The sequence below is a fragment of the Thioclava nitratireducens genome (assembly GCF_001940525.2).
GTDB classification, from domain to species: domain Bacteria; phylum Pseudomonadota; class Alphaproteobacteria; order Rhodobacterales; family Rhodobacteraceae; genus Thioclava; species Thioclava nitratireducens.
The window spans coordinates 1,288,699-1,313,484 of the sequence record NZ_CP019437.1 but is presented as its reverse complement, the minus strand read 5'-3'; the positions used below and the strand labels follow the sequence as shown (position 1 = coordinate 1,313,484).

The window sequence follows — 24,786 nt, the reverse complement described above, 5'->3', positions numbered from 1 at the left end:
GTGTCATGGGGAAGGACGGTGGCAAGCGCGCCGCCCGCAAATCAGAGCTGCGCGCAAAATATCACGGCAAGCCGGGGCCGGTTCTGCTCCGCCGCGAGATGATCGCCTTCGTACCGGCCTGTGGGCTCGCCCTGCTTTGGGTGGGGCCCGAGGCGATGGTGTTGATCGGCCTTACCGCGCTTCTAGTGGGATGGATGACCCGTCCCCTGCCCGTCCCGCTTGAGACTGACGAGGAAGGCTGCGACCCCGCTACCGGCCTGCCGCCGCCAAATGCCGCGATCTCCGAAATGGCCGCATCCCTGCAGGACGCGCGGGCGCGCAATCGCCCGACCGGCTGCCTGATCCTCGGCCTCGACGCGCCGGAGCAGGCGCTCCGGCGCCTGCCGGCCAGGGACTTCGACCTGCTGCTGCGCCGGATCGGCGAGCGGCTTCAGGGGCAGCTGCGCAGCGGCGACGTAGTCACCCGATGGGAGGGTGCCCGTTTCGCGGTCCTGCTGCGCCCGACGCCACGCCTCGGGCTCGAGGGCATGATCCAGCTTTGCGGGCGCCTGCAGGAAGCGGTAAGCGAGCCTTACTCGATCGCGGCACAGACCGAACAGATCACCATGCATATCGGCTTTCACCTCGTGGGCCGGAGTGATGCGTCCCCTGCCCATCGCGAGGACGCCGCCACGCTGGCCAAGGCCGAAGCGCACGCCCATGCGGAGGCGGAGGCGGCACTGTCGCGCGCCGAAACCGCCGCCGAGCGCGCGATGCGCAGCGGGCCCGGCGCGATCCGCTCCTCCCGTTCCAACAAGATCGTCATGAAAGAGCCGGGCCCGCACCCGCTATCCGCCAGCGTGGGGGAGGCACTGGAGGCCGGGCATATAAAGGCGTTCTTCCTGCCGCAGATATCCACCGATACCGGGGACATCGTGGGATTTCAGGCAATCCCGCGCTGGCTTCACGCGCAGCGCGGGATCCTGACCGAAAGCGAGATTCTTCCCGCGATCGAAGCTGCAGGGCTCGGCGCGCGCTTCTCCGAGGTGATGCTCTACGCGGCCTTCGGTGCGCTGCGCGACATCTCGCGCGACGGCAGCGACTTCGGCCCGGCCTCGCTGCCATTCCTGCACGGCCAGATGGGCGACCCGAGACTGGCCGAGCGGCTGGCCTGGGAATTCGACCGGTTCGAGATCGCCCCGAACCGGCTGCGGCTGATCGTCCCGCAGGCGATGGTGGCGCGGCTCGACGATCCGGTTTGCTGTCGCACCCTGCACGAAATCAAACGCCTAGGCTGCCTGATCGAACTGGCGGGGTTCGGCACCGGCCCCGTCTCGGCAGAAACGATCCACCGGCTCGGACCGCAGCGGCTGCGCATCCATCGCTCGCTCACCGCACAGATCGACCACAACACCGAACACCAGCGCCTGACCGCCGCGATCGTATCGATGGCCGAAGGACTGGGGCTGAAAACTCTCGCCGAAGGGGTGCCGGGTATCGCCGAGCACGCGATGCTGTGCCAGCTGGGCTGCTCAGCGGTGCAAGGCCCGGCGATCGCCGCCCCGATGCCGATCAGCGAATTTCTCGATTGGGCAGAACGGCACCGCACCAAGCTCGCCGCGACGCCGCAAATCGGCCGGCGTTGAGCGGCCCCGCAGACCGCTCTCCGCCGCCGCGCGCCCGGCATCGTGACCAAGCACGCAGAGGCAAACCGTGCCCGATCGATCGTTTCAAGGGAAAATGGCTTGACCTTTGGCTGCCCCTTCTGTTGAACCCATGCAAGTTTTCGACAGGCTTGTGGACTTAGGGTTTCATGGACAACCAAAACAAGAATCTCATTCTCGCGGTGGTACTCTCCGCAGTCGTGCTGGGCGTCTGGACCTATTTCTTCCCGCCCACGCAGGACACGACGACCCCGCCGAGCGAGGTGACCACGCAACAGGCCGCGACGCCCGAAAGCACTGATATCGCACCGAAGTCTGCGGCCGACACCACCGGCGCGCCGGTCGATACGGCGACCATGTCGCAAACCGCGAGCGCCCAAGCCCAAAGCGCCGCGCGCATCGCGATCGACACCCCGGCGGTCGAGGGTTCGATCTCGACTCTCGGCGGGCGCTTCGACGACCTGTCGCTCAAGAAATACAAGGAAACGCTGGCGAAAGATTCGCCCGACGTGCGTCTCCTCTCGCCCATCAGCGGCAATACCGACAATTCGACCCTGCCCTATTACGTCGTCTATGGCTGGCTGCCCGCGGGCGGTCTGCCGGGCGACCAGGTGCCCGGCCCGAATACGGTCTGGACGCAGGTCGGCAACGGCAAACTCACGCCCGACACGCCTGTGACGCTTCAGTGGGACAACGGCCACGGCCTGACCTTCCAGCGCGAGATCTCGGTCGATGACAAGTATCTCTTCACGATCAAGCAGTCGGTGCAGAACGGTACCAACGCCGCCGTGAAGCTTGCCCCATACGGTATCATCGCGCGTCACGGCATCCCCGAGGAGCGCCGCGTCTACGTGCTCCACGAAGGCCTCGTGGCGATGGATGACGGCAATCTCCAAGAGATCAAATACAAGAACATCACCAAGCTCGATAACAAGGGCGCCGAGGGTCAGGCCGAGATCAAGCAGGTGAAGGACGCCGGCTGGACGGGCTTTACCGACAAATACTGGCAGACCGTTCTGGCGCCGATCTCGGGCCCCTTCACCTCGGTGGTGAAATATTCGGGCGAGAAGTCCGACATCTACCAGACCGAGACCCGCCTGCCGGTGATCGACGTCGCGCCGGGCGCCAAGGGTGACTCGCAGACCCACCTCTTCGCCGGTGCGAAGGAATGGGAAACCCTGCGCGACTATCAGGACAATGTCCCGATCCCGAAATTCGTCGACTCGCTCGACTGGGGCTGGTTCTACTTCCTCACCAAGCCGATGTTCCGCCTCCTGCACTTCCTGCATGGCGCGATCGGCAACATGGGCTGGGCGATCATCGCGCTGACCTTCATCATCAAGCTGATCGTCTTCCCGCTGGCACGGAAGTCCTACATCTCGATGGCGCGCATGAAGGAACTGCAGCCCGAGATGGAGAAGATGAAAGAGGCCGCTGGCGACGACCGCCAGAAGATGCAGCAGGGCATGATGGAGCTCTACAAGAAGCACAAGGTGAACCCCGCCGCGGGCTGTCTGCCGCTTCTGATCCAGATCCCGATCTTCTTCTCGCTCTATAAGGTGATTTACGTCACGATCGAACTGTATCACGCGCCGTGGATCGGCTGGATTCACGACCTCTCGGCCCCCGATCCGACCTCGATCCTGAACCTGTTCGGCCTTCTGCCCTTCGCAGCGCCCGATCCGGGCTCGCCGCTCTTCATCCTGTCGCTCGGTATCCTGCCGATCCTGCTGGGTGTCTCGATGTGGTTCCAGCAGCGCCTGAACCCGGCGCCGACGGACAAGACTCAGGCGATGATCTTCGCGTGGATGCCGTGGGTCTTCATGTTCATGCTGGGCAGCTTCGCCTCGGGCCTCGTGCTTTACTGGATCACGAACAACACGATCACGTTCATCCAGCAGTACACGATCATGTCGATGCACGGGAAGCGGCCGGACCTGTTCGGCAATATCAAAGAGAGCTTCTCGCGGAAGAAACCCGCCGAAGAGAAGAAATGAGCGCAACGCTCTCTCGCATCTACCGACATCCGATCAAGTCGATCGGGGTAGAGGAACTGAAGGACGCGTCCCTTGAAGAGGGGCGCGTCTTGCCTTGCGACCGGGAGTGGGCGGTGCTGCATGAGCGCTCCAAGATCGGTGTCGATGCGGAGGGGCGCGCGGATGGCTGGGGCCAGAAGATCAACTTCGTGATCGGACGTTCCGCGCCGGGCCTGATGGGGGTGACGTCGCGGATGCTCGAGAACGGACACATTCTGCTGGAGCACCCCGAGCAATGGCATCTCGAGATCGATCCCGAGCGTGAGCTCGACCAGCGCAAACTGTTGGAATGGCTGCGCCCGTTCTGGCCCGAGAGCGCGCCGCGCCCGACCGCGCTGGTACGCGGCCCCGACCGGGCTTTCACCGATGATCCCCTGCCCTATGTCTCGCTGATCGGGCAGGCTTCGCTCGACGATCTCTCGGCGCGTGTGGGCAAGCCCATCGACCGCCGCCGCTTCCGCGCCAATCTCTGGGTCGAGGGCTGGGAGCCCTTCGCCGAGATGGACCTGATCGGGAAAACGGTACGCGTGGGCGAGGCAGAGCTGCAACTGCGCGCCTGTATCGGGCGTTGTCGCGCGACGGACGCCAGTATCGAGACGGGCGAGCGCGACATCGACATGCTGGCAGAGCTGGAACGCCATTACGGGCATACTGACCTTGGCGTATTCTGCCTCGTCACAAAACAGGGCCGCATCGCGCGCGGCGACAAGATCGAGGTACTCTGATGGAGTTGAATTTCCCGCTGGCCGAAGAGCCCGACGATTTCGCGCGTGAGCGTGGGCGCAAGCTGTTCGCCGCCCCCGTCGATTTCCTCAAGGGCGTCGTCGCGATGAAGGGGCTACCACCCGCCGACCGCATTGAGGTTTGCTTCGCGGGACGATCCAATGTCGGCAAGTCAAGCCTGATCAACGCGCTCACGAACCGCCGCAACCTCGCGCGCGCATCGAACACGCCGGGCCGCACGCAGGAGATCAACTATTTCACCACGCAGGACGGACCCTATCTGGTCGACCTTCCGGGCTACGGCTTCGCGCAGGCCCCGGTCGCGGTGGTCGCGAAATGGCAGGCGTTGCTGAAGGATTACCTGTCCGGCCGCGCGACGCTGCGTCGCGCCTTCGTGCTGATCGACACGCGCCACGGCGTCAAAGCGGTAGACGAGGAGATCCTGACGCTGCTTGACCGCGCCGCCGTCCCATTTCAGGTCGTGATGACGAAGGCCGACAAGGTCAGCGCGAAAGATTGCGAAAAGGTGCTGGATCAGGTGCGTAAGGCGCTGGCCAAACACCCTGCCGCCTTCCCCGAGATCGTACTGACCTCGTCCGAAAAGGGCGAAGGGATCGAGACGCTGCGCGCGATCATCGCCGGGCTGGAGTGACCCCCTGCCCGGCTTCTGTCGTCACTTGCCGAGGCAGTAGCGCATCACCGCCTTTTGCGCGTGCAGACGGTTCTCTGCCTCGTCGAAGATCACCGAGGCTGGGCCGTCCATGACGCCGCTCGTCGCCTCGTCATTGCGGTGCGCGGGCAGGCAATGCATGAAGAGCGCGTCGGGCTTGGCGTGGCTCATCAGCTCCTCGTTGACCTGGTAGGGCCGCAGCTGGTTGTGGCGACGCTCCTTCGCAGATTCCGGATCATGCATCGACACCCAGGTGTCGGTGACAACCAGATCGGCGCCTTCGACCGCCTTGATCGGATCGCGCTCTATCGTGATCGGGTGGCCCGCCTTCTCGGCCAAGTCGAGCCACGCACGTTCGGGGTCGAGCGTTTCCGGCCCGGTGAAGGTCAGATCGAAGCCGAACTGCGCCGCGGCATGGGCGAAGCTGGCGAAGACGTTGTTGCCGTCGCCCGACCAGACCACCTTCTTGCCCGCGATCGGCCCGCGCTTCTCTTCATAGGTCATAACATCGGCCATGATCTGGCAGGGGTGAGTGCGGTCGGTCAGGCCGTTGATCACCGGCACCGAGGCATATTCGGCCATCTCGAGCAGTGTTTCCTCCTCGAAGGTCCGGATCATGATCAGATCGACGTAGCGCGACAAAACGCGGGCGGTATCGGCGATGGTCTCGCCATGGCCCAGCTGCATATCCGCGCCCGAGAGCACCATCGATTGCCCGCCCATCTGACGCACGCCGACATCGAAGCTGACGCGGGTCCGGGTCGAGGGCTTCTCGAAGATCAGAGCGACCATGTGCCCGGCGAGCGGCTGCTCGTCATCGGGCGCGCCTTTCGGACGACCGTTGCGGGCCTGCTTCATCGCGATGCCCTGGTCGATCATGGACCGCAGCGCGGCGGGGTCGGTTTTGTGGATATCGAGGAAATGGTTCATCGGTTTGTCTTTCGTGGAGGGGCCTGAGGGGCTGTCCGCCCCGCTGCGCTCCCGCGCAGCCCCCGAGGATATTTACGCCAAGAGGAAGTCAGGCGGCCTTTTCGAGTTGCGACGCGGCGGCATCGAGCCGGGTCACCGCCTCGGCCAGATCGGCCTCGGAAATGTTCAGCGCGGGCAGCAGGCGCAGCACGTTATCCGCCGCCGGGACGGTCAGCAGGTGCTGGTCATAAGCGGCGACCACGAGATCGGCCGGCGCGCGCTTGCATTTGAGCCCCAGCATCAGTCCGGTGCCGCGCACGCTTTCGAACGTTTCGGGATGCGCCGCGATCAGCCCTTCGAGCTTCTGGCGCAGGAAACCTGCCTTGGCGTTCACCTGGTCGAGGAAAGCGGGCTCGGAGACGATCTCCATCACCCTGGCGCCGACCGCGCAGCCCAGCGGGTTACCGCCATAGGTCGAGCCATGCGTGCCCGCGACCATGCCGGAGGCGGCCTCCTCGGTCGCCAGCACCGCGCCCAGCGGGAAGCCCCCGCCGATGCCCTTCGCGACCATCATGATATCGGGCGTGACGCCTGCCCATTCATGCGCGAACAGCCGGCCAGAGCGGCCCACGCCGCATTGCACCTCGTCGAAGATCAGGAGCGCGCCGGTCTCGTCGCAGAGATCGCGCAGCCCTTTCAGGCATTGATCGGGCACCGGGCGGATGCCGCCTTCGCCCTGAATCGGCTCGATCAGGATAGCGGCGGTCTTGTCGGTGACGGCAGCCTTGAGCGCCTCGTGATCGCCCCAGGGAAGCTGGGTGAAGCCGGGCAGCAGCGGGCCGAAGCCCTTCACCATCTTTTCCGATTTCGGCGTGGCCGAGATCGCACCGGTGGAGCGGCCGTGGAAGGCGCCCTCGAAGGTGATGATCTCCACCCGGTCCTCGCCTTTCGAGGACCAGTATTTCCGCGCCATCTTGATCGCGAGTTCCGCAGCCTCGGTGCCGGAATTGGTGAAGAAGACCGTATCGGCGAAGGTCTTCTCGACCAGCGCATCGGCCAGCGCCTGCTGTTGCGGGATCTGGTAGAGGTTCGAGACGTGCCAAAGCTTCGCGGCCTGCTCGGTCAGCGCCTCGACCAGTTCCGGCGCGGCATGACCCAGCGCATTCACCGCGATCCCAGCGCCCATATCGAGATATCGGTTCCCGTCCGCCGTCTCGAGCCAGGAACCTTCGCCCTTAACGAAGGCGAGCGGTGCGCGATTATAGGTCGGCAGGACGGAGGGGATCATCGGGGTCAAGCTCCAGTAAGGGAAGGCAAATTCGTGCAACAGTCCCGGGGGGCTGTCAACATTCGGGGGCCTTCGGTCAGCGATTTGGGATTGGGTGTGGCGGCAGGCCACGGCAGATCGGACGTCAGGCGCTTCAGCGGCGACGTCGGGGACGGGAAATATATGCGGTCCTTGCGATCATGCATGGCGCTTACGCTGGGGCAGCGCGGAAGTAAAGAGGGATCAGCCAAGCGTCACGTCGAGGAACATCATCAGGATCAGGCCGAAGAGTAGCCCGGCGGTCGCGCGGTTCTGGTGCCCGTTGCGGTGGGTTTCCGGGAGAATCTCGTGGCTGATGATGTATAGCATGGCACCCGCTGCAAAGGTCAGCCCCCATGGCAGCAGTGCGCCGGAGACCGACACGGCAGCTGCGCCGACCAGCGCGCCCACGGGTTCGACCGCCCCGGTCATCGCGGTGACGAAGAAGGCCTTCCGCCGAGAATAACCCTGCCCGATCAGCGCGACGGCCACGGCGAGGCCTTCCGGGATGTCTTGCAGCGAGATGCCAGTCATAACCGAGAAGCCGTTCTCGTTGCCCGCGCCGAAAGCGACGCCGATCGACAGACCTTCGGGAAAGTTGTGAATGGTGATCGCGATCACGAAGAGCCAGATCCGCGCCAGTTGCGCCGCATCGGCACCCTCACGGCCGGAGGTGAAGTGTTCGTGGGGCAAGGTCGCGTTCAGCCAGGCCACGAAGCCCGCGCCGATGGCGATCCCGATCGCGGCGATGGCGGCGGCGACCCAGACAGAGCCCAACATCGTCTCTGCCACGTCGATCCCCGGCAGGATCAGCGAGAAATACGACGCCGAGAGCATCACGCCCGCCGCAAAGCCCAGCATCGTATCGGCGGTGCGCTGGCTCATCGAGCGACCCAGGAGCGCCGGGATCGCCCCGGCGGCTGTCGCGACGCCCGCCACCATGCCGCCCATCAGGCCGAGCCATACCTCGTTCACGGCGCTCTCCTTTTCGTGTTCTCCCGGCGAGATGGGAACGGATCGGGCATGATTGCAAGCCTTGCGATGGGTGATTGCGCAAATTTCGCGCGATTGGTAAGGAAACTTAACCACGGAGAGAGGAACCCCCATGCCCGTCATCACCTCCATCGCCGATCTGAAACGTCTGCATAAGCGCCGCACGCCGAAGATGTTCTACGATTACGCGGAAAGCGGCTCGTATACCGAGCAGACCTTCCGCGAGAATACCGAGGATTTCGCGCAGATCCGGCTCAACCAGCGGATCGCGCGGGACATGACGGGGCGCTCGACGAAATCGACGATGCTGGGTCAGGACGTCGCGATGCCGGTGGCGCTCGCGCCGGTCGGGATGACGGGGATGCAGCGCGCGGATGGCGAGATCAAGGCGGCGCGCGCGGCGGAGAAGTTCGGCGTACCCTACACGCTGTCGACGATGTCGATCTGCTCGATCGAGGACGTGGCCGAGAATGTCAGCCAGCCCTTCTGGTTCCAGATTTATACGCTGACCGACGACGACTATAACAAGCGCGTGCTGGATCGGGCACGGGCCGCGGGCTGCTCCGCGCTGGTCATCACGGTCGATCTGCAGCTGCTGGGGCAGCGGCACAAGGACCTCAAGAACGGCCTGACGGCGCCGCCGAAATTCACCCCCGCCGTGCTGGCCGATCTGGCCACGAAATGGCGCTGGGGCATCGAGATGCTGCAGACCAGGCGGCGCTTCTTCGGCAATATCGTTGGCCATGTGGAGAGCGCCGCCGATCCCGCCTCGCTGGCAAGTTGGACGGCGGAAAAATTCGATCAGTCGCTCAACTGGGACCGGATCAAGCAGCTCATGGACATGTGGGGCGGCAAGGTGATCCTGAAGGGAATCCTGAGCGAAGAAGATGCCGAGATGGCGGCCGCCACAGGAGCCGATGCGATCGTGGTCTCGAACCATGGCGGGCGTCAGCTCGACGGGGCGCTCAGCTCGATCCGGATGCTGCCGAAGATCGTCAACGCAGTCGGCGACAAGACCGAAGTCTGGCTCGACAGCGGTATCCGCTCGGGGCAGGACGTGCTCAAGGCGCTGGCGCTTGGCGCGAAGGGCGTGATGATCGGGCGCGCCTATGTCTACGGTCTGGGCGCGATGGGCGAGCCGGGCGTAACCAAGGCGCTCGAGGTCATCCAAAAAGAGCTGGACACATCGATGGCTCTGTGTGGCAAGCGCCGGATCGAGGATCTGGGCCGGGACGATCTGCTGATCCCGAACGGGTTCTTCGACACTTATTCCTGAGCGAGCAGGCGTTTCTCGAAGAACCGGTCCGGGTAGGGATCGTTGTTGTAACGCGGGATCTCGTGCCAGCCGAAGCGCTGGTACATTGCGATCGCTTCGGGCAGCGCTGAATTCGTGTCGAGCCGCAGGCGCAGGTGGCCCAGTTCGCGGGCCGAGACTTCGAGCGCGTTCATTAGCTGCCGCGCTAACCCCAAGCCGCGTGCGGCGGGGGCAATCCAGACGCGTTTCACCTCGGCATAGTCCGCCCCGCCCTTCAGGGCTGCGCAGCCCAGCGGCAATCCGTCGGATAAGGCGATCAGGAACGTGCCATGGGGCGGACGCATCTCGGCGGCCTCGGGGTCTTTCGACAGGCTCACGTCGAAGCCCCCGTCGAACCGGGCAGAGAGTTCCGCATAATATTTGGCCAGACAGGACTGCGCGCGCGGATCGAGTGGGTCGCAGGGCACAATCTCGATCTCGCTGCGCGTCAACGACGTCGCGATCAGGTCCATCGCCCCCAGCAGCGCGGCGTGATCGGGATGGCGGGACAGGATATCCGCCGCCTGCGCATCGGAGAGCCGTTCATATTCCGCGAATTCCGCCTGGCCCGCGTCGGTGAGCCGCGCGATGCGGCGCCGCCCGTCCTCGGGATCGTCCTCCATCACGATCAATCCCTCGCCCTCCAGCCCGCGCAACAGGCGGCTCATCTGCCCGGAATCGAGGGCCAATACCTCGCGCAGTTTCGCGACATCCCCCTGCCCGCGCCCGATCAGGTTGAGCACCCGCGCAGAACCAAGCGGGCGGCCACGCCCCAGGAAAGACGAGTTGAGCGCCCCGAGCTGTCGGGTGACGGCCCGGTTGAACCGGCGTATACGTGCGATAGAATCCATGGAAATACCTGACTGAAGTCCGGAATATTTTCTGACTTTAGTCAGGTACCAGGCTGTGGCAACCCCGGTTTCCGTCCCGTCCCGGTTTCCGTAACGTCGTCGGTTTCCCCTTGCCATCCCGGCCAATCCCGAGTATTCGCGCGGCTTCATGGGCCCGACACCCTTGGAGGCGGCCCATCACTTTGACAAATTGGAGACCAGTTATGGCAAAAGAGATCGAAACGATCAAAGCCGTGGCGCGTACGGGGACGGGCAAGGGGGCCGCTCGGCAAGCGCGTCGTGAGGGCCTCGTGCCCGGTATCGTGTATGGCGACGGCAAGGACCCGGTTGCAATCAACCTTGACTACAACCGCCTGATCACCCGCCTGCGCAAAGGCCGCTTCATGTCCACCCTCTTCAACCTGAAGATGGAAGGCCAGGAAGACGTCCGCGTGATCTGCCGCGGCGTTCAGAAAGACGTCGTGAAGGACCTGCCGACCCATGTCGACTTCATGCGCACCCACCGCAACTCGCGCATCTCGCTCTTCGTGCATGTCGAGTTCATCAACCACGAGAAGGCGCCCGGCCTGAAGCGCGGCGGCACCCTCGTCGCGGTGCGCCCGGAAGTCGAACTCAACGTTCTCGCCGGCGATATCCCCGAGCAGATCGTGGTCGACCTCGAAGGCAAGCAGATCGGCGACACCATCCACATCTCCGACGTGGACCTGCCGAAAGGCGCCAAGCCCACCATTGAGCGTGACTTCGTGATCGCGAACGTCGCCCCGCCGAAAGGCTTCGGTGGCGGTTCCTCCGACGAGGACGAGGGCGAAGAAGCCAGCGAAGAAGCGACCGAAGAGTAATTCTTCTTCCGATGAGATTTTCGAGACGGGGCCTTTCGGGGCCCCGTTTTTCTTTGCGCGGCGCTTGATTCCCCGGATGCGCGGCAAACCGCCAACCAAGCGCGTTCACATCTATGTGATCTCGAATTTCCTCGCCTTTTGCGCGAAACGCTATAGCCTCAAAGTTAATACAACCTAAAGGCTAGTCACATGCTGGAGCTATTCGCACTCGTTCTTGCAGCATTCGTGGTGCTACCGCCTAGAATGCTCAACGCAATTAGCCGCGCCCTCTATACGGTGCTGGGTCCGGTCCTGCGACCGTTCGGCATCTTTACGGCCCGACGACTCCCGCGCAACGGGTATGAGGAAATCGCGAAGTGCAATATCGAAGAGACCAGCGAACGCCTCTTCGATGAGTTTGCCCTTCCCGACACTCAAGAGCGCCCGATCGTCGTCGGCACATCGGGACGCCCGGCCCACGTCGAACACCGCGCCGCCTGAACGCGACGACCCCCTTTCCCCTTCGCGCGCGCTCACTTATCCCGGAGTGAGCAGAGCCTCGACACCGTCGTTCGAAAGGGGAGACGCATGCAACTCTGGGTGGGCCTGGGAAATCCGGGCGCGAAATACGCGAACAACCGTCACAATATCGGCTTCATGGCGCTCGACCGGATCGCCGAGGATCACGGCTTCGCCCCGTGGCGCGGCAAGTTTCAGGGGCAGGTGAGTGAGGGCCGTTTCGGCTCAACCCGCGTTGTGCTGCTGAAACCCGAGACCTTCATGAACTTGTCCGGCCAATCCGTGCGCGCGGCCGCCGATTTCTACAAGGTCGACGTCTCCGACATCACCGTCTTCCATGACGAGCTGGACCTCGCCCCCGGCAAGTGCCGCCTAAAGCAGGGCGGCGGCCATGCGGGGCATAACGGGCTGCGCTCGATCCATCAGCATATGGGGCCCGACTATGCGCGGGTGCGGCTCGGGATCGGCCATCCGGGCCACAAGGACCGCGTGGCGGGCTATGTGCTCAACGATTTCCCGAAGGCGGAGCAGGAGATGCTCGACGATCTGCTGCGCGGGATTTCGGACGGCGCGCCCGCATTGGCGGCGGGCGACGGGTCGAAATTCCTCAATGCGGTGAGCCTGCGGGTCGCGCCGCCGCGCTCTTCGACCGGAACCAAAGCGCCCGCGAAAGCCGACACCTCTGCCCCGCAAGACGCCCCGCAGCCCGCCCCGCAAAAGAAAGAGGCCACGGAAACCCGCAGCCCCTTCGACAAGCTCAAGGATCACTTTCGCAAGTAATCACCAGCTGCCGGTGTTCTCCATGCTGGCCCAGGGTTCCTGGATCGGCAGCGACTCCCCCATCTGCAGCAGCTCGACCGAGATATTGTCGGGCGAGCGCACGAAGGCCATGTGACCGTCGCGCGGCGGACGGTTGATCGTTACGCCGTTGTCCATCAGGTGCTGGCACATCTCGTAGATATTCTCGACGCGGTAGGCGAGGTGGCCGAAATGGCGGCTGTCCGAGGGCAGCCCGCTATCGCCGTCCCAGTTCCAGGTCAGCTCGACATCCGCCGTGCCGTCGTCCTGATCGGGCGGGCACATGAAGACCAGCGTGAAGCGGCCCTTCTCGTTTTCGATGCGGTTGCGTTCCTTGAGCCCCAGAAGCTCGTAGAAGGCTTTCGATTTCTCGAGGTCGAGCACGCGGACCATCGTGTGCAGATATTCGATTTTCATGAACAGGCTTCCTTGGAACTGATTGCGGTTAACCGGAGGATAGCTCCTGACGCGGCCGCGGCAAGCACCCCGGCTTATCCACAGGATATGGCGGTTCCTAGAGCCGCCCATCGCAGATATAGTGGAGGTCGATTCGAGACATCCGGAGGACATCATGGCGCTCACCCCCGAACAACAAGCTGAGATCGACGCACAGCGCGCCGAGACGCAAATGACCGCGCGGGCGGTTTCGCCGGGGATGGAGAAGCGGCTCTATACAGCCCATGAAGTGCTCGATCACGGGGTGGTCCGGGTCATCGACTACATGGGCGACGACAATGCGATCGTGCAGGCCGCGCGCGTCTCCTATGGCCGGGGCACCAAGACGGTGAACAGCGACGCGGGCCTGATCCGCTACCTGATGCGGCACTGGCATTCGACCCCGTTCGAGATGTGCGAGGTCAAGTTCCACGTCAAGCTTCCGGTCTTCGTCGCGCGTCAGTGGATCCGCCACCGCACCGCAAACGTCAACGAATACTCCGCGCGCTACTCGATCCTCGACCGCGAGTTCTACATCCCCGAGGCCAGCCAGCTCGCCGCGCAATCGAGCCAGAACCATCAGGGCCGCGGTCAGGTGCTCGAAGGCGCCGAGGCCGCCCGCGTGCTCGACATCCTGCGCGACGACGCGATGCGCGCCTATGACCATTACGAGGACATGCTGACGCCCGACGAGGATGCGGGCAAACAGGGCCTCGCGCGGGAACTTGCGCGGATGAACCTGCCCACCAATATTTACACCCAGTGGTATTGGAAGGTGGACCTGCACAACCTCTTCCACTTCCTGCGCCTGCGCGCCGACAGCCACGCGCAATACGAGATCCGCGTCTATGCCGAGACCATGTGCGACATCGTGCGTGACTGGGTCCCCGCGGCCTATTCGGCCTTCGAGGATTATAGGTTGGGCGGGGTGAACCTGTCGGGCAAGGCGGTGGAGCTGCTGAAGCGCCGTCTGGCGGGCGAGGAGATCACGCAGGAGACGTCCGGCATGAGCAAAGGGGAGTGGCGGGAGTTTACGGAGGTTTGGGGGTGACGGGAAACAACCCGAAAGTCCACGCCTTTCAGAGGCGCGCAAGAGACGCAGTCTGCGACTTCCGCATCGCTATAAAGCGTCTCTCCGGTGATGCCACATACGAAGAGCTTCGAACACATTGGTCTTTGGCGCTCAGCGAGTTCAGGAAATTTCTGAAATTTGCTGAAACCGCCGCGCGGGAGCGCGAACGAAATGGATGGGCAGATAATCTAATAAAAGAGAGAAAAGATAATCCAATCCTGAACTATGCTTTTCACGCGAGGAACGCAGAAGAACATGGTCATGCGTCCTCAGCAAAGCCTGAACCGGCAGCGCTTCGAATTGGAGGAATGTTTTCATTCGCGGGAAACGTAAGCAACGTTACTATTTCGAATTGCCGCGAGATTACGACACTACAGGATGGTCGCACAATTGAGCGGCGCGTAGATGGTCAGTTTAGCACCACCGACGGTAAGATTTCGTCCGGATGGCTGAACTCGCAAGTTCCAGTTAACAGTCAAACGCCATACATCCAGCTACTGCCTGCGATGGACCGTGGTCAAAGTTACCAGCCTCCAATGCTGAAGGACGTTCGACGGGAAGACTTGGCAGATGTGTTCGCTCAGAAGATCTGTCACTGGATGGAAAAGAAACTAAAGGAATTGGAAGGTTTCTGATCCCCCCGCCCGGCCCCTAGGCCGGGCCGCGCCCAACCCGCCCCCAGGGCGGGCGCGATTGCGCCCACCCTCGGATCGGTCGCGGCCCTCCTCGCGATGTCCAGAGCGTGCTAGGCTCATCCCATGACCCAACGCTTCCACGCCCCCCAAGCCCGCGACTATCCGACCGCGCTGCGCGAGCTACGCCAAGGTCGCAAGACTAGCCATTGGATCTGGTGGATCTTCCCGCAACTGGCCTCGCTCGGGCGGTCGCCCCGAGCGGTGGAATACGGGATCGCTGATCTGGCCGAGGCGCGGGCCTATCTCGCCGATCCGGTGTTGCGGGCGCGGCTGGTAGAGGCCTCCGAGGCGGTGCTCGCCCATGCGGGCACGCCCATCGAGGAGATCATGGGGCCGGTCGATGCGCTGAAGCTGCGCTCCTGCGCGACGCTGTTCGAGGCCGCCTCAAAGAAAAAGGAGCCGGTGTTCACCCGGCTCCTTGAGACGTTTTATGAGGGCGAGCGCTGCCCGCTGACGTTTGACGCCTTAGCCAGGTGACATCCCACGCAGGCGCTCGGAGCGGCGGCGCAGCAGTTCGACCGTGGTCAGAAGCGCGATCGACACGAAGACGAGGATCGTGGCCACCGCAAGGATCGCGGGGCTGATCTGCTCGCGGATACCGTTCCACATCTGACGCGGGATCGTCTGCTGGTCGTAGCCTGCCACGAAGAGCACCACGACGACTTCGTCGAAGGAGGTCACAAAAGCGAACAGCGCGCCCGAGACCACGCCCGGCAGGATCAGCGGCATCACGATCTTGAAGAAGGTCGTGCGCGGATCCGCCCCGAGGTTCTGCGCCGCGCGGGTCAGCGAGTGATCGAAGCCCACCAGCGTCGCGGTCACGGTGATGATCACGAAGGGAATGCCCAAGGTCGCGTGGGCCATGATGATGCCCGGATAGGAATGCGCGAGCCCGGTCTTCGAATAGAAGAAGAACAGCCCCGTCGCGGTGATGATGATCGGCACGATCATCGGCGAGATCAGCACCGCCATGATGGCACGGCGGAACGGCATCTCGGGGCGCGACAGGCCGAGGGCGGCCAGCGTGCCCAGCACCGTCGCGAGGATCGTCGAGAAGAAGCCGATGATGATCGAGTTCTTCGCCACGTCGATCCAGGTCGAATGCTGCCAGGCATCCATCCACCACGACCAGCTGCGCTCGACCTGCGGCTCCTGCATCCCGAAGGTCAGCAGCATGTCATACCAGCGCATCGAATAGCCGGAGGGGTCGAAGCTCAGCATCTTCTCGGTGAAGGTGAAGTAAGGCTCCGCGTTGAAGGACAGCGGAATGATCACCACGATCGGCGCGATCAGGAAGAAGAAGATCAGGCCACAGATCACGAGATAGGCGTAGTGCCAGGTTCTCTCGAGCGGGCTTGCATATGCGGGAACGGCCATCTGTGTTTCTCCTCAGCCCAGCTTCATGTTGTCGATGCCCACCAGCCGGTCATAGAGCCAGTAGAGGATGATGACGCCGCCCAGCAGCATCGAGGCGAGTGCTGCCGCGAGCGACCAGTTGAGCGATTTCTGCATGTGGAAGGCGATCATGTTCGAGATCAGCTGACCGTCCGCACCACCGACAAGGGCGGGGGTGATGTAGTAGCCGACCGACAGGATGAACACGAGAAGCGCCCCTGCCCCGATCCCCGGCAGCGTCTGCGGCAGGTAGATGCGGCGGAAGGCGGTCCACGAGGTGGCCCCAAGGCTGCGGGCCGCGCGGACATAGCTCGGCGGGATGGTCCGCATGACCGAGTAGAGCGGCAGCACCATGAAGGGCAGCAGGATGTGGGTCATCGCAACGATCGTGCCGGTCTGGTTATACATCATCTCCAGCCGGTTATCGTTGCCGATCAGGCCCGACCAGACGAGCAGATCGTTGATCACGCCCTGCTGCTGCAGGAGCACCATCCACGAGGTCGTCCGCACCAGCAGCGAGGTCCAGAAGGGCAGCAGCACGAAGATCATCAGAAGATTGGATTTCGCCAGCGGCAGCGAGGCCAGAAGATGCGCGATCGGGAAGGCGAGGATCATGCACAGCACGGTGATCACCAGAGACAAGATCGCGGTGCGGGTGAACAGCTTGCCGTAGATCGCGCGCTGCGGATCGACCGGCACGATATTGTTGTCCTTGTCGCGGGTGTGATCCATCGCGGCGAGGTAGAAATCCACCGTATAGGGGCTCGAGGCAGAGCGCATCGCCCGCCACAGGTTCGGATCGCTCCACCCCTCGTCCACGCCGAGGATGGCCTCTTTCCATGGCGGCTCGAGACGTTCGATCTTGCGCGCGGTCGAGGTGAAGAGCGAGCGCGTGCCCGCGACGTCATAGTTGATCCGCGTCCCCGCCTCGCCCTGCGTCCGGTTTTCCTTCATTTGCTTGAGGTCCGAGGCGAGCGCCGCATAGGCGCTCTCGTCGATGGGCGAGCCCAACGGATGCGCGTCGAACCATTGCCCAAGCGCCGGCGCATTCTTCGAGAAGCCGTCGTTATAGACCGATTGCAGCAACATCTGCCCGATCGGGACCACGAAGGTGATCAGGACAAAAAGGAACAGAGGCGCGACCAGCAGGAAGGCGCGGCGTTTCGCGCGGGCCTGCGATTTCGCGAGGGCGACCTTCAGCGGCAGCCCGTCGGCAGTCTTCAACTGTGTTGGTTCAGGGCCGTTTAGGCTCGCATCCATCGTTGCGTCGCTCATCGTGTCTCCTTGGCCCCTCAGGGCAGCGGGGCGAGCTGCGCGCGCAGTTTCGCGGCTTGCTCGGCGGGAATATCGGGCAGCATCACCCGCGTCGTATAGTTACCGTGGAGCTTGCCTTCGCGTCGGAAGCTCCAGTCGGAAATCTGGTTCGGCGCGAAGGTAATCTCGTCTCCTGCATGCGCCTTGAAATGCACGGGCTCGTTCATCAACGTGCCGGTGATTTTCTGCGCGGAGATCGAAATCGGCGCGATCCAGATATGTTCGAAGCCATTGGCGGGGGTATCGATCCCTGCCTTGAGCATGAAACGCGAGCCGGACCGGGCGCGCACCGCGGGAATGAAGACAGTTTCATAAGTCGCGCGGGCTTGGCCGATCGCCATGTTCATCTGCGTATCGCCGGTCTCGTAGCCGACCACCGCATCTTCATCCGCTCGTGCGGGCAAGGTGACGGACAGCGACAGACAAAGGCCGAGGCACAAGCTGGCCAGAGACGACCGGAAGGCTGACATCCACGGGGCTCCTGACATCGAACAGGTCGGGCCGCGCGGCGGAGTGCCGCGCGACCCTCGCAGGACTTAGCCAGCGAGCCAGGCGTTGAAGCGCTCGCTCAGTTCGGTGTCGTGGTCCGCCCAGAACTCCGAGTCATTGACCAGAGCGTTCGACATGTTCTCAGGCGCGGTGGGCATATGCGGGCCCATCTTGGTCTTGCCGTCCTGATACATGCCGACCAACGGAGCCGAGGACTTGCGCGCCGGACCGTAGGAGATCCACTTCGCCTGATTGGCGAGCTGCTGGGTCTCGGTCGCGAACTTCAAGTATTTCTTCGCGGCTTCCATATGCGGCGCCCCTTTCGGGATCACGAAGAAGTCGAAGTCCAGAAGCTGGCCGTCCCAGACGATCTTGAAGGGCTGGCCCTCGGCGACCTCGGCGTTGAAGATACGGCCGTTATAGGCGGTCGACATCACCACTTCGCCATCGGCCAGCAGCTGCGGCGGCTGCGCGCCGGCATCCCACCACACGACGTCGCTCTTGATCTTGTCGAGCTCGGCGAAGGCCTTGTCGACGCCCTCGGGGGTGCCGAGCACCTTGTAGACGTCCGCGGCCGGAACGCCTGCGCCCATCAGCGCCACTTCGAGCGTGCCTTTCGCCGACTTGCGCAGCCCGCGCTTACCCGGGTATTTCGCGGTGTCGAAGAAATCGGCGATCGAGGTCGGCGTGCCGTCGACCTTGTCCGCATTGTAGGACATCACGGTCGACCACACGATGTTGGCGACGCCGCAATCGGTGAAGGAGCCGTCGATGAAGTCCTCGCTCGCTGGGGTGCCGTCGGGGGCGGCGGCGAGATCGGTGTCGGGGTCGATCGGCTCGAGCAGACCTTCGTCGCACAGGCGGATCGCGTCGGACTTCTCGACGTCGGCCACGTCGACCGAGACGTTGTTCGCCTCGACCTGCGCCTTGATCGGGGTGCCGGGATTGTCGGCGGCTTCCATGTTCACGTCGATGCCGGTCGCCTCGGTGAAGGGCTTGTTATAGGCCTCGACTTGGCTCTTTTCGTAGGCCCCGCCCCAGGACAGGACAGTGACTTGCTCGGCCTGCGCCGCCCCGGCCACGAGGCCGACGAGCGCCGTGCTCAGGATCATAGCTTTTTTCATCTTGGTTTTACTCCCAGTTGGTTGAGCTTTTGTGGTTTTACGGCGTTTTCGCCGCTTGGCCGCGTGTTGCGGCAGATCGGAGCGTGCGGAGCTTGGCCCGCATGCTCCGCATTCTCAGAGATCGAGCGCGCGCGCGTCCTGCGGGTGCCAGCCGATCTTGACCGTCTGGCCTTCCGTCAGTCGCACCTGATCGAGAGTGTTGCGCGATTTCATGACGAATTCCCGCGATCCCGCGACCTTCATCCGGGTGCGCAGTATGTCCCCCATGTAGATCACTTCGAGTACGTCCGCGGTGATCGTATGGGCGCCCGAAGGCATCATCTCGGGCTTGAACTCGACCCGCTCGGGGCGGATCGAGACCAGCGTCTCCTGCCCCGCCTCGCGAATGTTGACCGCCGTCGCGTCGATGATCTCGCCATTCTCGAGTCGCACCGTGCAGGTGTCGCCGTTCAGCGTCTCGACCTTGCCCGGAAGCTTGTTGTTCTCGCCGATGAACTGCGCGACGAAGCTGTTCTGCGGGCGCTCGTAGAGTTCATCCGGCGGTGCGAGCTGCTGGATGCGCCCGTCGTTGAACACAGCGACGCGGTCCGACATGGTCAGCGCCTCGCCCTGATCGTGGGTGACGTAAACCACGGTAATCCCGAGACTTTCGTGCAGGTGCTTGATCTCGAACTGCATATGTTCGCGAAGCTGCTTGTCGAGCGCACCGAGCGGTTCGTCCATCAGGACCAGCTCGGGGTCGAACACCAGCGCGCGCGCCAGTGCGATCCGCTGCTGCTGACCGCCTGAAAGCTGCGCCGGACGGCGATGGATGAAGCTCCCCATCTGCACCATGTCCAGCGCACGCTTGATCTTGGTTTCGCGCTCATCCTTGCCCATGCCCCGCACTTCGAGCGGGAAGGCGAGATTCTCGCCTACGGTCATGTGAGGAAAGAGTGCGTAGTTCTGGAACACCATGCCGATGCCACGCTTGTGCGGAGGCACCATGTTGATGTTCTGGCCGTCGAGGCGTATCTCGCCATTCGTGGCGGTCTCGAAACCTGCAAGCATCATAAGGCAGGTCGTTTTTCCGGATCCAGACGGGCCGAGCATCGTTAGAAACTCACCCTTGCCGATCGAGAGATTGAGATCTTTCACGACGAGCGTTTCGCCGTCATAGCTCTTCTGCACGCGGTCGAATACGACGAATCCATCGCCGCTAGCTGCGTTGTTCAAAGCGGGCTCCCCGTTGTTTTTTGTCGTTGGTCATTTCCCGTGCATGTGACTAAAGCAAGGGCACTTCCGTTTTTCAACCCGGAAATCAAAAACCCGCATCACAGGGCTATCACAGCACGGATTCGCCCGAAAAATTGCCGTTTTGCGTCACCTGTCGCGCAAGGAGCGACCAAGACTTGCATTTGGAGCGGCAAAATTGCCGCTGCGTCACCATGGCCGGACACGCGGACCATAGACCGTATCGAGCGCCGCGCCGAGGAAATGGACCTCGGCCAGATCGGGTCGCGCGCGCAACAGAGGGCCAGGTCGAAGGAGGGCAGCGCAGGTAGCGCCAGCGGCCCGGTCCAAAAACCTTCGACCCACGCGCCTTAGGCCTTGACCAAGGTGTGACTCGGCAGCAGCAGCCAGACGCAATGTTGCGCGTATAGGACGAGCGCCCGGCAATTACCGAACGCGCCGGGCTGCAGTCGGACCGGACGCAGCCGCGGATTGGCAGCGAGCGCTTCTGCCCCGAACCGGCGGTGCGCGCACCATAGAACCGGCTGCGGCCCATCATCCAGCGTGGTGACAAGGTCGCCCGGTTGCAGGCTCTCGACCCGGCGCGGACCGCGCGGCGTCGCGAGCCGGGTGCCTTTCGTGACGCACGGGGATTCCCATCGCGTAAAGCTGCGGCGACCCCGCCGGATCGAGCGGCGGAAACTGTGCTATCCGCGTCGCCACCCGACTCGCGCAAAGACGCCCGCGGGGAGATCGCTCACGAGCGCGCCATTCGCGTCAATCTATGCCGAGACGATCCGAGGCCCCCGCGCTGCGTCCCCCCCTGCTCGACGCTCGTGACGATTCCGCCGAGCCGCTCGAAGCTGACCGTACAATTGGCGCTGATCGTGCCCTCGGGGATATGACGATTCCGGTGATGTGGCAGGTCATGCGATCCTCGCTCAGCGTAAGCCGCTGTCGAGGAACAGGACCAGCAAGAGCACCTTCCGAGCGCTGAGCCGAGCGCACGGCGCCCGCAAAAGCGAACTAACCATCTGAAAGATAATGAAAAACTCCAGGAATCCGCCAAGCGGCGATGCACATGCATCTTCGACGTGTCACGGTGAACTTGATCTGGGGGATAACCCGCGTCGGGTCAGTCAGATCTCTCCTAGGGAGAGAGATGGTGCGGTCGAGAAGACTCGAACTTCCACGGGAGTTACCCCACAGCGACCTCAACGCTGCGCGTCTACCAATTCCGCCACGACCGCACTGTCTAGGCTTGGTGTGGCGCGTATTAGCCAAAGGCTTGGGGGATGAAAAGGGGGTATTTCGGGATTGGCGAGAATTTTTCTCATTCACGCTCTTGCCGTCGCGACAGGCCGGGCGGTCCCGGCCTGCGCAAGCGATAGGTTATTGCGGCGCCGCGGTTTCCACGAGCTCTGCCGCTTTCGCGGCAAAGCTTGGCAGGGCCATCGCGGGCTTCGGCGCCGACGACGCATCGGCGCGGCCGTTCATCATCAGGGCCGCCTTGCGGATGAGACCGCTACGCTCGGGCTGTGCGGGCGCGAAGACCGGCTGCGCCGAAAGCGCGTTCTCGTACCAATCCATCGCGAGATCGGGGCGCTCGGCGGTGCCGATTCCCTGCATAAGGTGATGGCCGACAAGCTCGTCATAGGCTCCCTCGCCCAGACCACCCAGAACCAACGCCGATCCCAGCGCCACCTCCATGTCGTCGGTGCGGTAGCCGACCGACAGGCAGACCTTCGCGGTGCCCGACAGCTGCGCCGGGCTCATGCCCGAACCGGCGATGAAGCTTTTCACCTTGGCAAGCGTCGCCTCGCGCGGGGTGCTGCGGACGGCGGCCACCTGCTCGGACAGAAGCGCCCCGAAATCGCGGCATTGCGCAGCGATCTGCTCGGGGGTGAAGCCGCCGATCTTGGCCTCCAGCGCCGCACCTTCATCGAGCGCGTACCCGCGCGCGAGGCAGAACTGCTCGCCCAGAGCCTGCCCCGGATCGGTCAGCGAGGCCTCCGTGACGAAGCCGCCATTCGACGAGGTGACGAGACTGGTCTTCGAACAGAAAGACGCAAGCGACACCGGCACCGGTTCGGCAACCGGCGCGGGCGCGACGAAGGACGGCATCGCAGGCGCCGGCTGCGACGCGATCTGCGTCGAGAAAGACGGCGCGGCAGGAGCTGGCGCAGGCGCTGCGGCTGTCACCGGCGCGTTGTTCTGGACGCTCGCTCCAGTCTTCTGACAGGCCCCCGCCTGACAGGTAAACATGGCAGGCGTCGCGTTATAGGCCTGGAAATCGTTGCGCGAGAAGCCGCTCGGCGTCGAGGCGAAGACCCGCACCGCGCAGCTCTTGTCGTTGCACCAGAAGCCTGGCCCCAGCACCGAGGTGTCGAGCAGGTAATCGGTTCGACCGTCATTGTTCAGATCGGCCAGCTGCACGAAGCCCGACCGCGCCATCAACTGCTGCGGTTCGACATTGGAGCTGCGCGCGATCTCGAACACGGCCTCGGAAATCTGCGGCGGCAAACCACCGATCGAGTTGCCGGCATAAGTCGCATCTCCGGTGCCCAGCATCTGGTCGCGCGTCTGCATCAGCAGGCCGCGCATCCCCTGCGGATGGGTCGAGATCGTCTGCGCAACCGCCGAACCGCCAAGGCTCGCCTTCTGATAGGCGGTGGTGAGGATGCTGCGCTGAATATCGGTCAGCTCGCCCGTAATCGGGAAATCCATGAAAGCCTGGTATTGCGAGATACCCGCGCGCGAGTTGCGCCCCAGCACCCCGTCCGGTGTGCCGACATTCCATCCGAAGTGGTTGAGCGAGACCTGCACCTCGCGATTGGCCTCGCGCTGCGCCGACGACATGGTCGGCTTCTTGTAATAGGTGCGCTTGGTGACCGTACGCGGCTGGCGGTTGGCCTCGTTCACGATCGCGCCGCCGATGATCCCTCCGATCACCCCGCCGACGATATCCGAACCGCCCGCCAATGCTGGCGTGGCCGGTCCGCCCGTAGCGACGGCGAGCGCAAGACCCGCCAGAACGAACTTGTGTTTCATTCCTGAACCCTCCAATCAAATGACTTCCGGTCTTGCCTGTTGCCCCGCAAATTCCATGTTTCTGCACGACAGGACCGGTCGGAATGTGACCGGCGCGGGGGGTGCGCGACCTTACCAATAGGTAAAGTTTGCGCTCCGAATCGGTGATGTGGCAAGAATTATTGACGCCGGGTGAGGAATTCCGGCGGGTGAGGTTAAGAAATGGTGGAATGGCGCGTAAGTGACAGCCCGGTCCCGTACGACGAGGCACTTGCCTTCATGGAAGACCGCGTCGCCAAGATCGCCGCAGGCGAAGCCGAGGAGATGATCTGGCTGCTCGAGCATCCGCCGCTCTACACGGCCGGCACCTCCGCCAAGCGTGAAGACCTTGTCGATCCCGACCGTTTCCCCGTCTTCGAGGCCGGGCGCGGCGGTCAGTACACCTATCACGGGCCCGGCCAGCGCGTCGCCTATGTCATGCTCGACCTGAACAAGCGCGGGCGCGACGTGCGCTGCTTCGTGCGCCAGCTCGAAGACTGGGTGATCGCCGCGCTTGACGAATTCAACGTGAAAGGCGAAATTCGCGACGGCCGCGTCGGCGTCTGGGTGCAACGTCCCGACAAACCGAAGGCGGCAGACGGTAGCCTGCGCGAAGACAAGATCGCCGCGATTGGAGTGAAGCTGCGCAAATGGGTCAGCTTCCACGGCATCTCGATCAACGTGGAGCCCGATCTTTCGCATTTCGACGGAATCGTCCCTTGCGGGATTCGCGAGCACGGGGTCACCAGCCTCGTCGACCTCGGCCTGCCGGTGGGAATGGCCGATCTTGACGTCGCGCTGCGTGCGACATTCAGTCGCATTTTCGTGAGTAAACTAAATGCGACCTCGGAAGTTTAGTGGACACATAGGCAATCATGCATGTTAGAACGCCCTTCAAGGCAGCGTGACTGCCCTGTGAAAGCCGGGTCGGGAGGGCTCGAGCTTTAACTCAAAACCAACAAGGAAGACGCGATGAAACTCAGCCTTATTGCCATGATCACCGCCGTCGCCGTTGCGGGCCCCGCGCTCGCGCAGGACGTCGAGAAAGGCAAAGACGAATTCAAACGGTGCAAGGCCTGTCACTCGATCGTCGCCCCCGATGGCACGGCGATCTTCAAAGGCGGCAAGGTCGGCCCGAACCTCTACAATGTCATCGGCCGCAAGGTCGCATCCGTCGATGGCTATAAATACAAGGACGGGATCAAGGAATACGCCGAAACCGGCGCCGTCTGGACCGAAGAGCTGCTCGCCGAATACATCACCGATCCCACGAAGTTCCTCGAGGAACAAACCGGCGATCCCAAGGCGAAATCCGGCATGGCCTACAAGCAGCGCAAGAACCAGGAAGACATTGCGGCCTATCTCGGCTCGGAAGAAGTGTCGCCCGACGCGCCCGAGTCCTGATCGCGAAACGAACATAT

General features: G+C 63.3%; 25 protein-coding genes and 1 tRNA gene. 13 read left to right on the top strand and 13 right to left on the bottom strand.

Going from position 1 to position 24,786, the window contains the following annotated elements; genetic code table 11:
* Window positions 1–5: 5 nt before the first annotated feature.
* The 4 genes from BMG03_RS06485 to yihA all read left to right on the top strand — a co-directional run bounded on the left by BMG03_RS06485 (window position 6) and on the right by yihA (window position 5,054).
* Window positions 6–1,625, top strand: a complete 1,620-nt coding sequence (locus tag BMG03_RS06485) for a GGDEF domain-containing protein (RefSeq protein ID WP_075776234.1) — start codon at window positions 6–8, stop codon at window positions 1,623–1,625.
* 167 nt (window positions 1,626–1,792) lie between these two features.
* A complete protein-coding gene (yidC, locus tag BMG03_RS06480) occupies window positions 1,793–3,640 on the top strand; it encodes a membrane protein insertase YidC (protein ID WP_075776235.1) in 1,848 nt (615 codons plus the stop codon).
* Window positions 3,637–4,404: an MOSC domain-containing protein gene (locus BMG03_RS06475; protein WP_075776236.1), complete on the top strand. Its 768-nt coding sequence runs from the start codon at window positions 3,637–3,639 to the stop codon at window positions 4,402–4,404. Before yidC ends, BMG03_RS06475 begins: the two co-directional genes overlap by 4 nt.
* The gene (gene yihA, locus BMG03_RS06470) at window positions 4,404–5,054 is read left to right on the top strand and encodes a ribosome biogenesis GTP-binding protein YihA/YsxC (protein ID WP_075776237.1); all 651 of its coding nucleotides are present in this window, start codon (window positions 4,404–4,406) and stop codon (window positions 5,052–5,054) included. Before BMG03_RS06475 ends, yihA begins: the two co-directional genes overlap by 1 nt.
* Before the next feature lie 21 nt (window positions 5,055–5,075).
* Here yihA and argF read toward each other — a convergent pair whose 3' ends face one another.
* The 3 genes from argF to BMG03_RS06455 all read right to left on the bottom strand — a co-directional run bounded on the left by argF (window position 5,076) and on the right by BMG03_RS06455 (window position 8,238).
* Window positions 5,076–6,002 carry an ornithine carbamoyltransferase gene (gene argF / locus BMG03_RS06465; RefSeq protein ID WP_075776238.1) on the bottom strand — a complete coding sequence of 309 codons (927 nt, stop codon included), beginning with the start codon at window positions 6,000–6,002 and terminating at the stop codon, window positions 5,076–5,078.
* A gap of 88 nt (window positions 6,003–6,090) precedes the next feature.
* Entirely contained in the window at window positions 6,091–7,269 is a 1,179-nt protein-coding gene (locus tag BMG03_RS06460; RefSeq protein WP_075776239.1) for an aspartate aminotransferase family protein, read from the bottom strand.
* 222 nt (window positions 7,270–7,491) lie between these two features.
* A complete protein-coding gene (locus BMG03_RS06455; RefSeq protein WP_075776435.1) occupies window positions 7,492–8,238 on the bottom strand; it encodes a ZIP family metal transporter in 747 nt (248 codons plus the stop codon).
* 154 nt (window positions 8,239–8,392) lie between these two features.
* Between BMG03_RS06455 and BMG03_RS06450 the strand changes: the two genes are divergently transcribed.
* A complete protein-coding gene (locus BMG03_RS06450; protein WP_075776240.1) occupies window positions 8,393–9,556 on the top strand; it encodes an alpha-hydroxy acid oxidase in 1,164 nt (387 codons plus the stop codon).
* Here BMG03_RS06450 and BMG03_RS06445 read toward each other — a convergent pair.
* Window positions 9,547–10,425 (bottom strand): bifunctional helix-turn-helix transcriptional regulator/GNAT family N-acetyltransferase, encoded by an 879-nt coding sequence (locus tag BMG03_RS06445; protein WP_075776241.1) that lies wholly within the window; start codon window positions 10,423–10,425, stop codon window positions 9,547–9,549. The genes BMG03_RS06450 and BMG03_RS06445 overlap by 10 nt on opposite strands.
* A gap of 203 nt (window positions 10,426–10,628) precedes the next feature.
* On the opposite strand from BMG03_RS06445, the gene BMG03_RS06440 reads away from it, so the two are divergent.
* From BMG03_RS06440 to pth, 3 genes are all read left to right on the top strand, one after another.
* A complete protein-coding gene (locus tag BMG03_RS06440; RefSeq protein ID WP_075776242.1) occupies window positions 10,629–11,264 on the top strand; it encodes a 50S ribosomal protein L25/general stress protein Ctc in 636 nt (211 codons plus the stop codon).
* A 189-nt stretch (window positions 11,265–11,453) separates the two neighbouring features.
* Window positions 11,454–11,744 (top strand): hypothetical protein, encoded by a 291-nt coding sequence (locus BMG03_RS06435; protein ID WP_075776243.1) that lies wholly within the window; start codon window positions 11,454–11,456, stop codon window positions 11,742–11,744.
* A gap of 87 nt (window positions 11,745–11,831) precedes the next feature.
* Window positions 11,832–12,542, top strand: a complete 711-nt coding sequence (gene pth / locus BMG03_RS06430; RefSeq protein WP_075776244.1) for an aminoacyl-tRNA hydrolase — start codon at window positions 11,832–11,834, stop codon at window positions 12,540–12,542.
* Here pth and BMG03_RS06425 read toward each other — a convergent pair whose 3' ends face one another.
* A complete protein-coding gene (locus BMG03_RS06425) occupies window positions 12,543–12,977 on the bottom strand; it encodes a VOC family protein (protein ID WP_075776245.1) in 435 nt (144 codons plus the stop codon).
* A 154-nt stretch (window positions 12,978–13,131) separates the two neighbouring features.
* On the opposite strand from BMG03_RS06425, the gene thyX reads away from it, so the two are divergent.
* The 3 genes from thyX (at window position 13,132) to BMG03_RS06410 (ending at window position 15,239) form a co-directional block, all read left to right on the top strand.
* Window positions 13,132–14,046, top strand: a complete 915-nt coding sequence (gene thyX, locus BMG03_RS06420; protein WP_075776246.1) for an FAD-dependent thymidylate synthase — start codon at window positions 13,132–13,134, stop codon at window positions 14,044–14,046.
* Window positions 14,043–14,702: a hypothetical protein gene (locus BMG03_RS20685; RefSeq protein ID WP_146194431.1), complete on the top strand. Its 660-nt coding sequence runs from the start codon at window positions 14,043–14,045 to the stop codon at window positions 14,700–14,702. Before thyX ends, BMG03_RS20685 begins: the two co-directional genes overlap by 4 nt.
* A gap of 123 nt (window positions 14,703–14,825) precedes the next feature.
* Window positions 14,826–15,239, top strand: coding sequence for a DUF1810 domain-containing protein (locus BMG03_RS06410; protein ID WP_075776247.1), 414 nt, complete (start codon window positions 14,826–14,828; stop codon window positions 15,237–15,239).
* On the opposite strand, the gene BMG03_RS06405 is transcribed toward BMG03_RS06410, so the two are convergent.
* The 8 genes from BMG03_RS06405 to BMG03_RS06370 all read right to left on the bottom strand — a co-directional run bounded on the left by BMG03_RS06405 (window position 15,228) and on the right by BMG03_RS06370 (window position 23,347).
* On the bottom strand, window positions 15,228–16,139 hold the full coding sequence (locus tag BMG03_RS06405; protein WP_075776248.1) for an ABC transporter permease: 912 nt from the start codon (window positions 16,137–16,139) through the stop codon (window positions 15,228–15,230). The genes BMG03_RS06410 and BMG03_RS06405 overlap by 12 nt on opposite strands.
* A 12-nt stretch (window positions 16,140–16,151) precedes the next feature.
* Entirely contained in the window at window positions 16,152–17,432 is a 1,281-nt protein-coding gene (locus BMG03_RS06400) for an ABC transporter permease (RefSeq protein ID WP_075776249.1), read from the bottom strand.
* 17 nt (window positions 17,433–17,449) lie between these two features.
* Window positions 17,450–17,941, bottom strand: coding sequence for a YegJ family protein (locus BMG03_RS06395; RefSeq protein WP_075776250.1), 492 nt, complete (start codon window positions 17,939–17,941; stop codon window positions 17,450–17,452).
* 66 nt (window positions 17,942–18,007) lie between these two features.
* On the bottom strand, window positions 18,008–19,084 hold the full coding sequence (locus tag BMG03_RS06390; protein ID WP_075776251.1) for an ABC transporter substrate-binding protein: 1,077 nt from the start codon (window positions 19,082–19,084) through the stop codon (window positions 18,008–18,010).
* Window positions 19,085–19,198: 114 nt separating this feature from the next.
* Window positions 19,199–20,299, bottom strand: coding sequence for an ABC transporter ATP-binding protein (locus BMG03_RS06385; RefSeq protein WP_075776252.1), 1,101 nt, complete (start codon window positions 20,297–20,299; stop codon window positions 19,199–19,201).
* 368 nt (window positions 20,300–20,667) lie between these two features.
* Complete coding sequence (locus BMG03_RS21310) at window positions 20,668–20,985, bottom strand: Hint domain-containing protein (RefSeq protein ID WP_077701365.1); 318 nt, start codon at window positions 20,983–20,985, stop codon at window positions 20,668–20,670.
* A gap of 474 nt (window positions 20,986–21,459) precedes the next feature.
* Window positions 21,460–21,546: transfer RNA gene (locus BMG03_RS06375), tRNA-Leu, on the bottom strand.
* A gap of 142 nt (window positions 21,547–21,688) precedes the next feature.
* A complete protein-coding gene (locus BMG03_RS06370) occupies window positions 21,689–23,347 on the bottom strand; it encodes a peptidoglycan-binding domain-containing protein (protein ID WP_075776253.1) in 1,659 nt (552 codons plus the stop codon).
* Window positions 23,348–23,548: 201 nt separating this feature from the next.
* On the opposite strand from BMG03_RS06370, the gene lipB reads away from it, so the two are divergent.
* The gene (lipB, locus tag BMG03_RS06365) at window positions 23,549–24,223 is read left to right on the top strand and encodes a lipoyl(octanoyl) transferase LipB (RefSeq protein ID WP_075776254.1); all 675 of its coding nucleotides are present in this window, start codon (window positions 23,549–23,551) and stop codon (window positions 24,221–24,223) included.
* 114 nt (window positions 24,224–24,337) lie between these two features.
* Window positions 24,338–24,769, top strand: coding sequence for a c-type cytochrome (locus BMG03_RS06360; RefSeq protein WP_075776255.1), 432 nt, complete (start codon window positions 24,338–24,340; stop codon window positions 24,767–24,769).
* Window positions 24,770–24,786 lie beyond the last annotated feature (17 nt).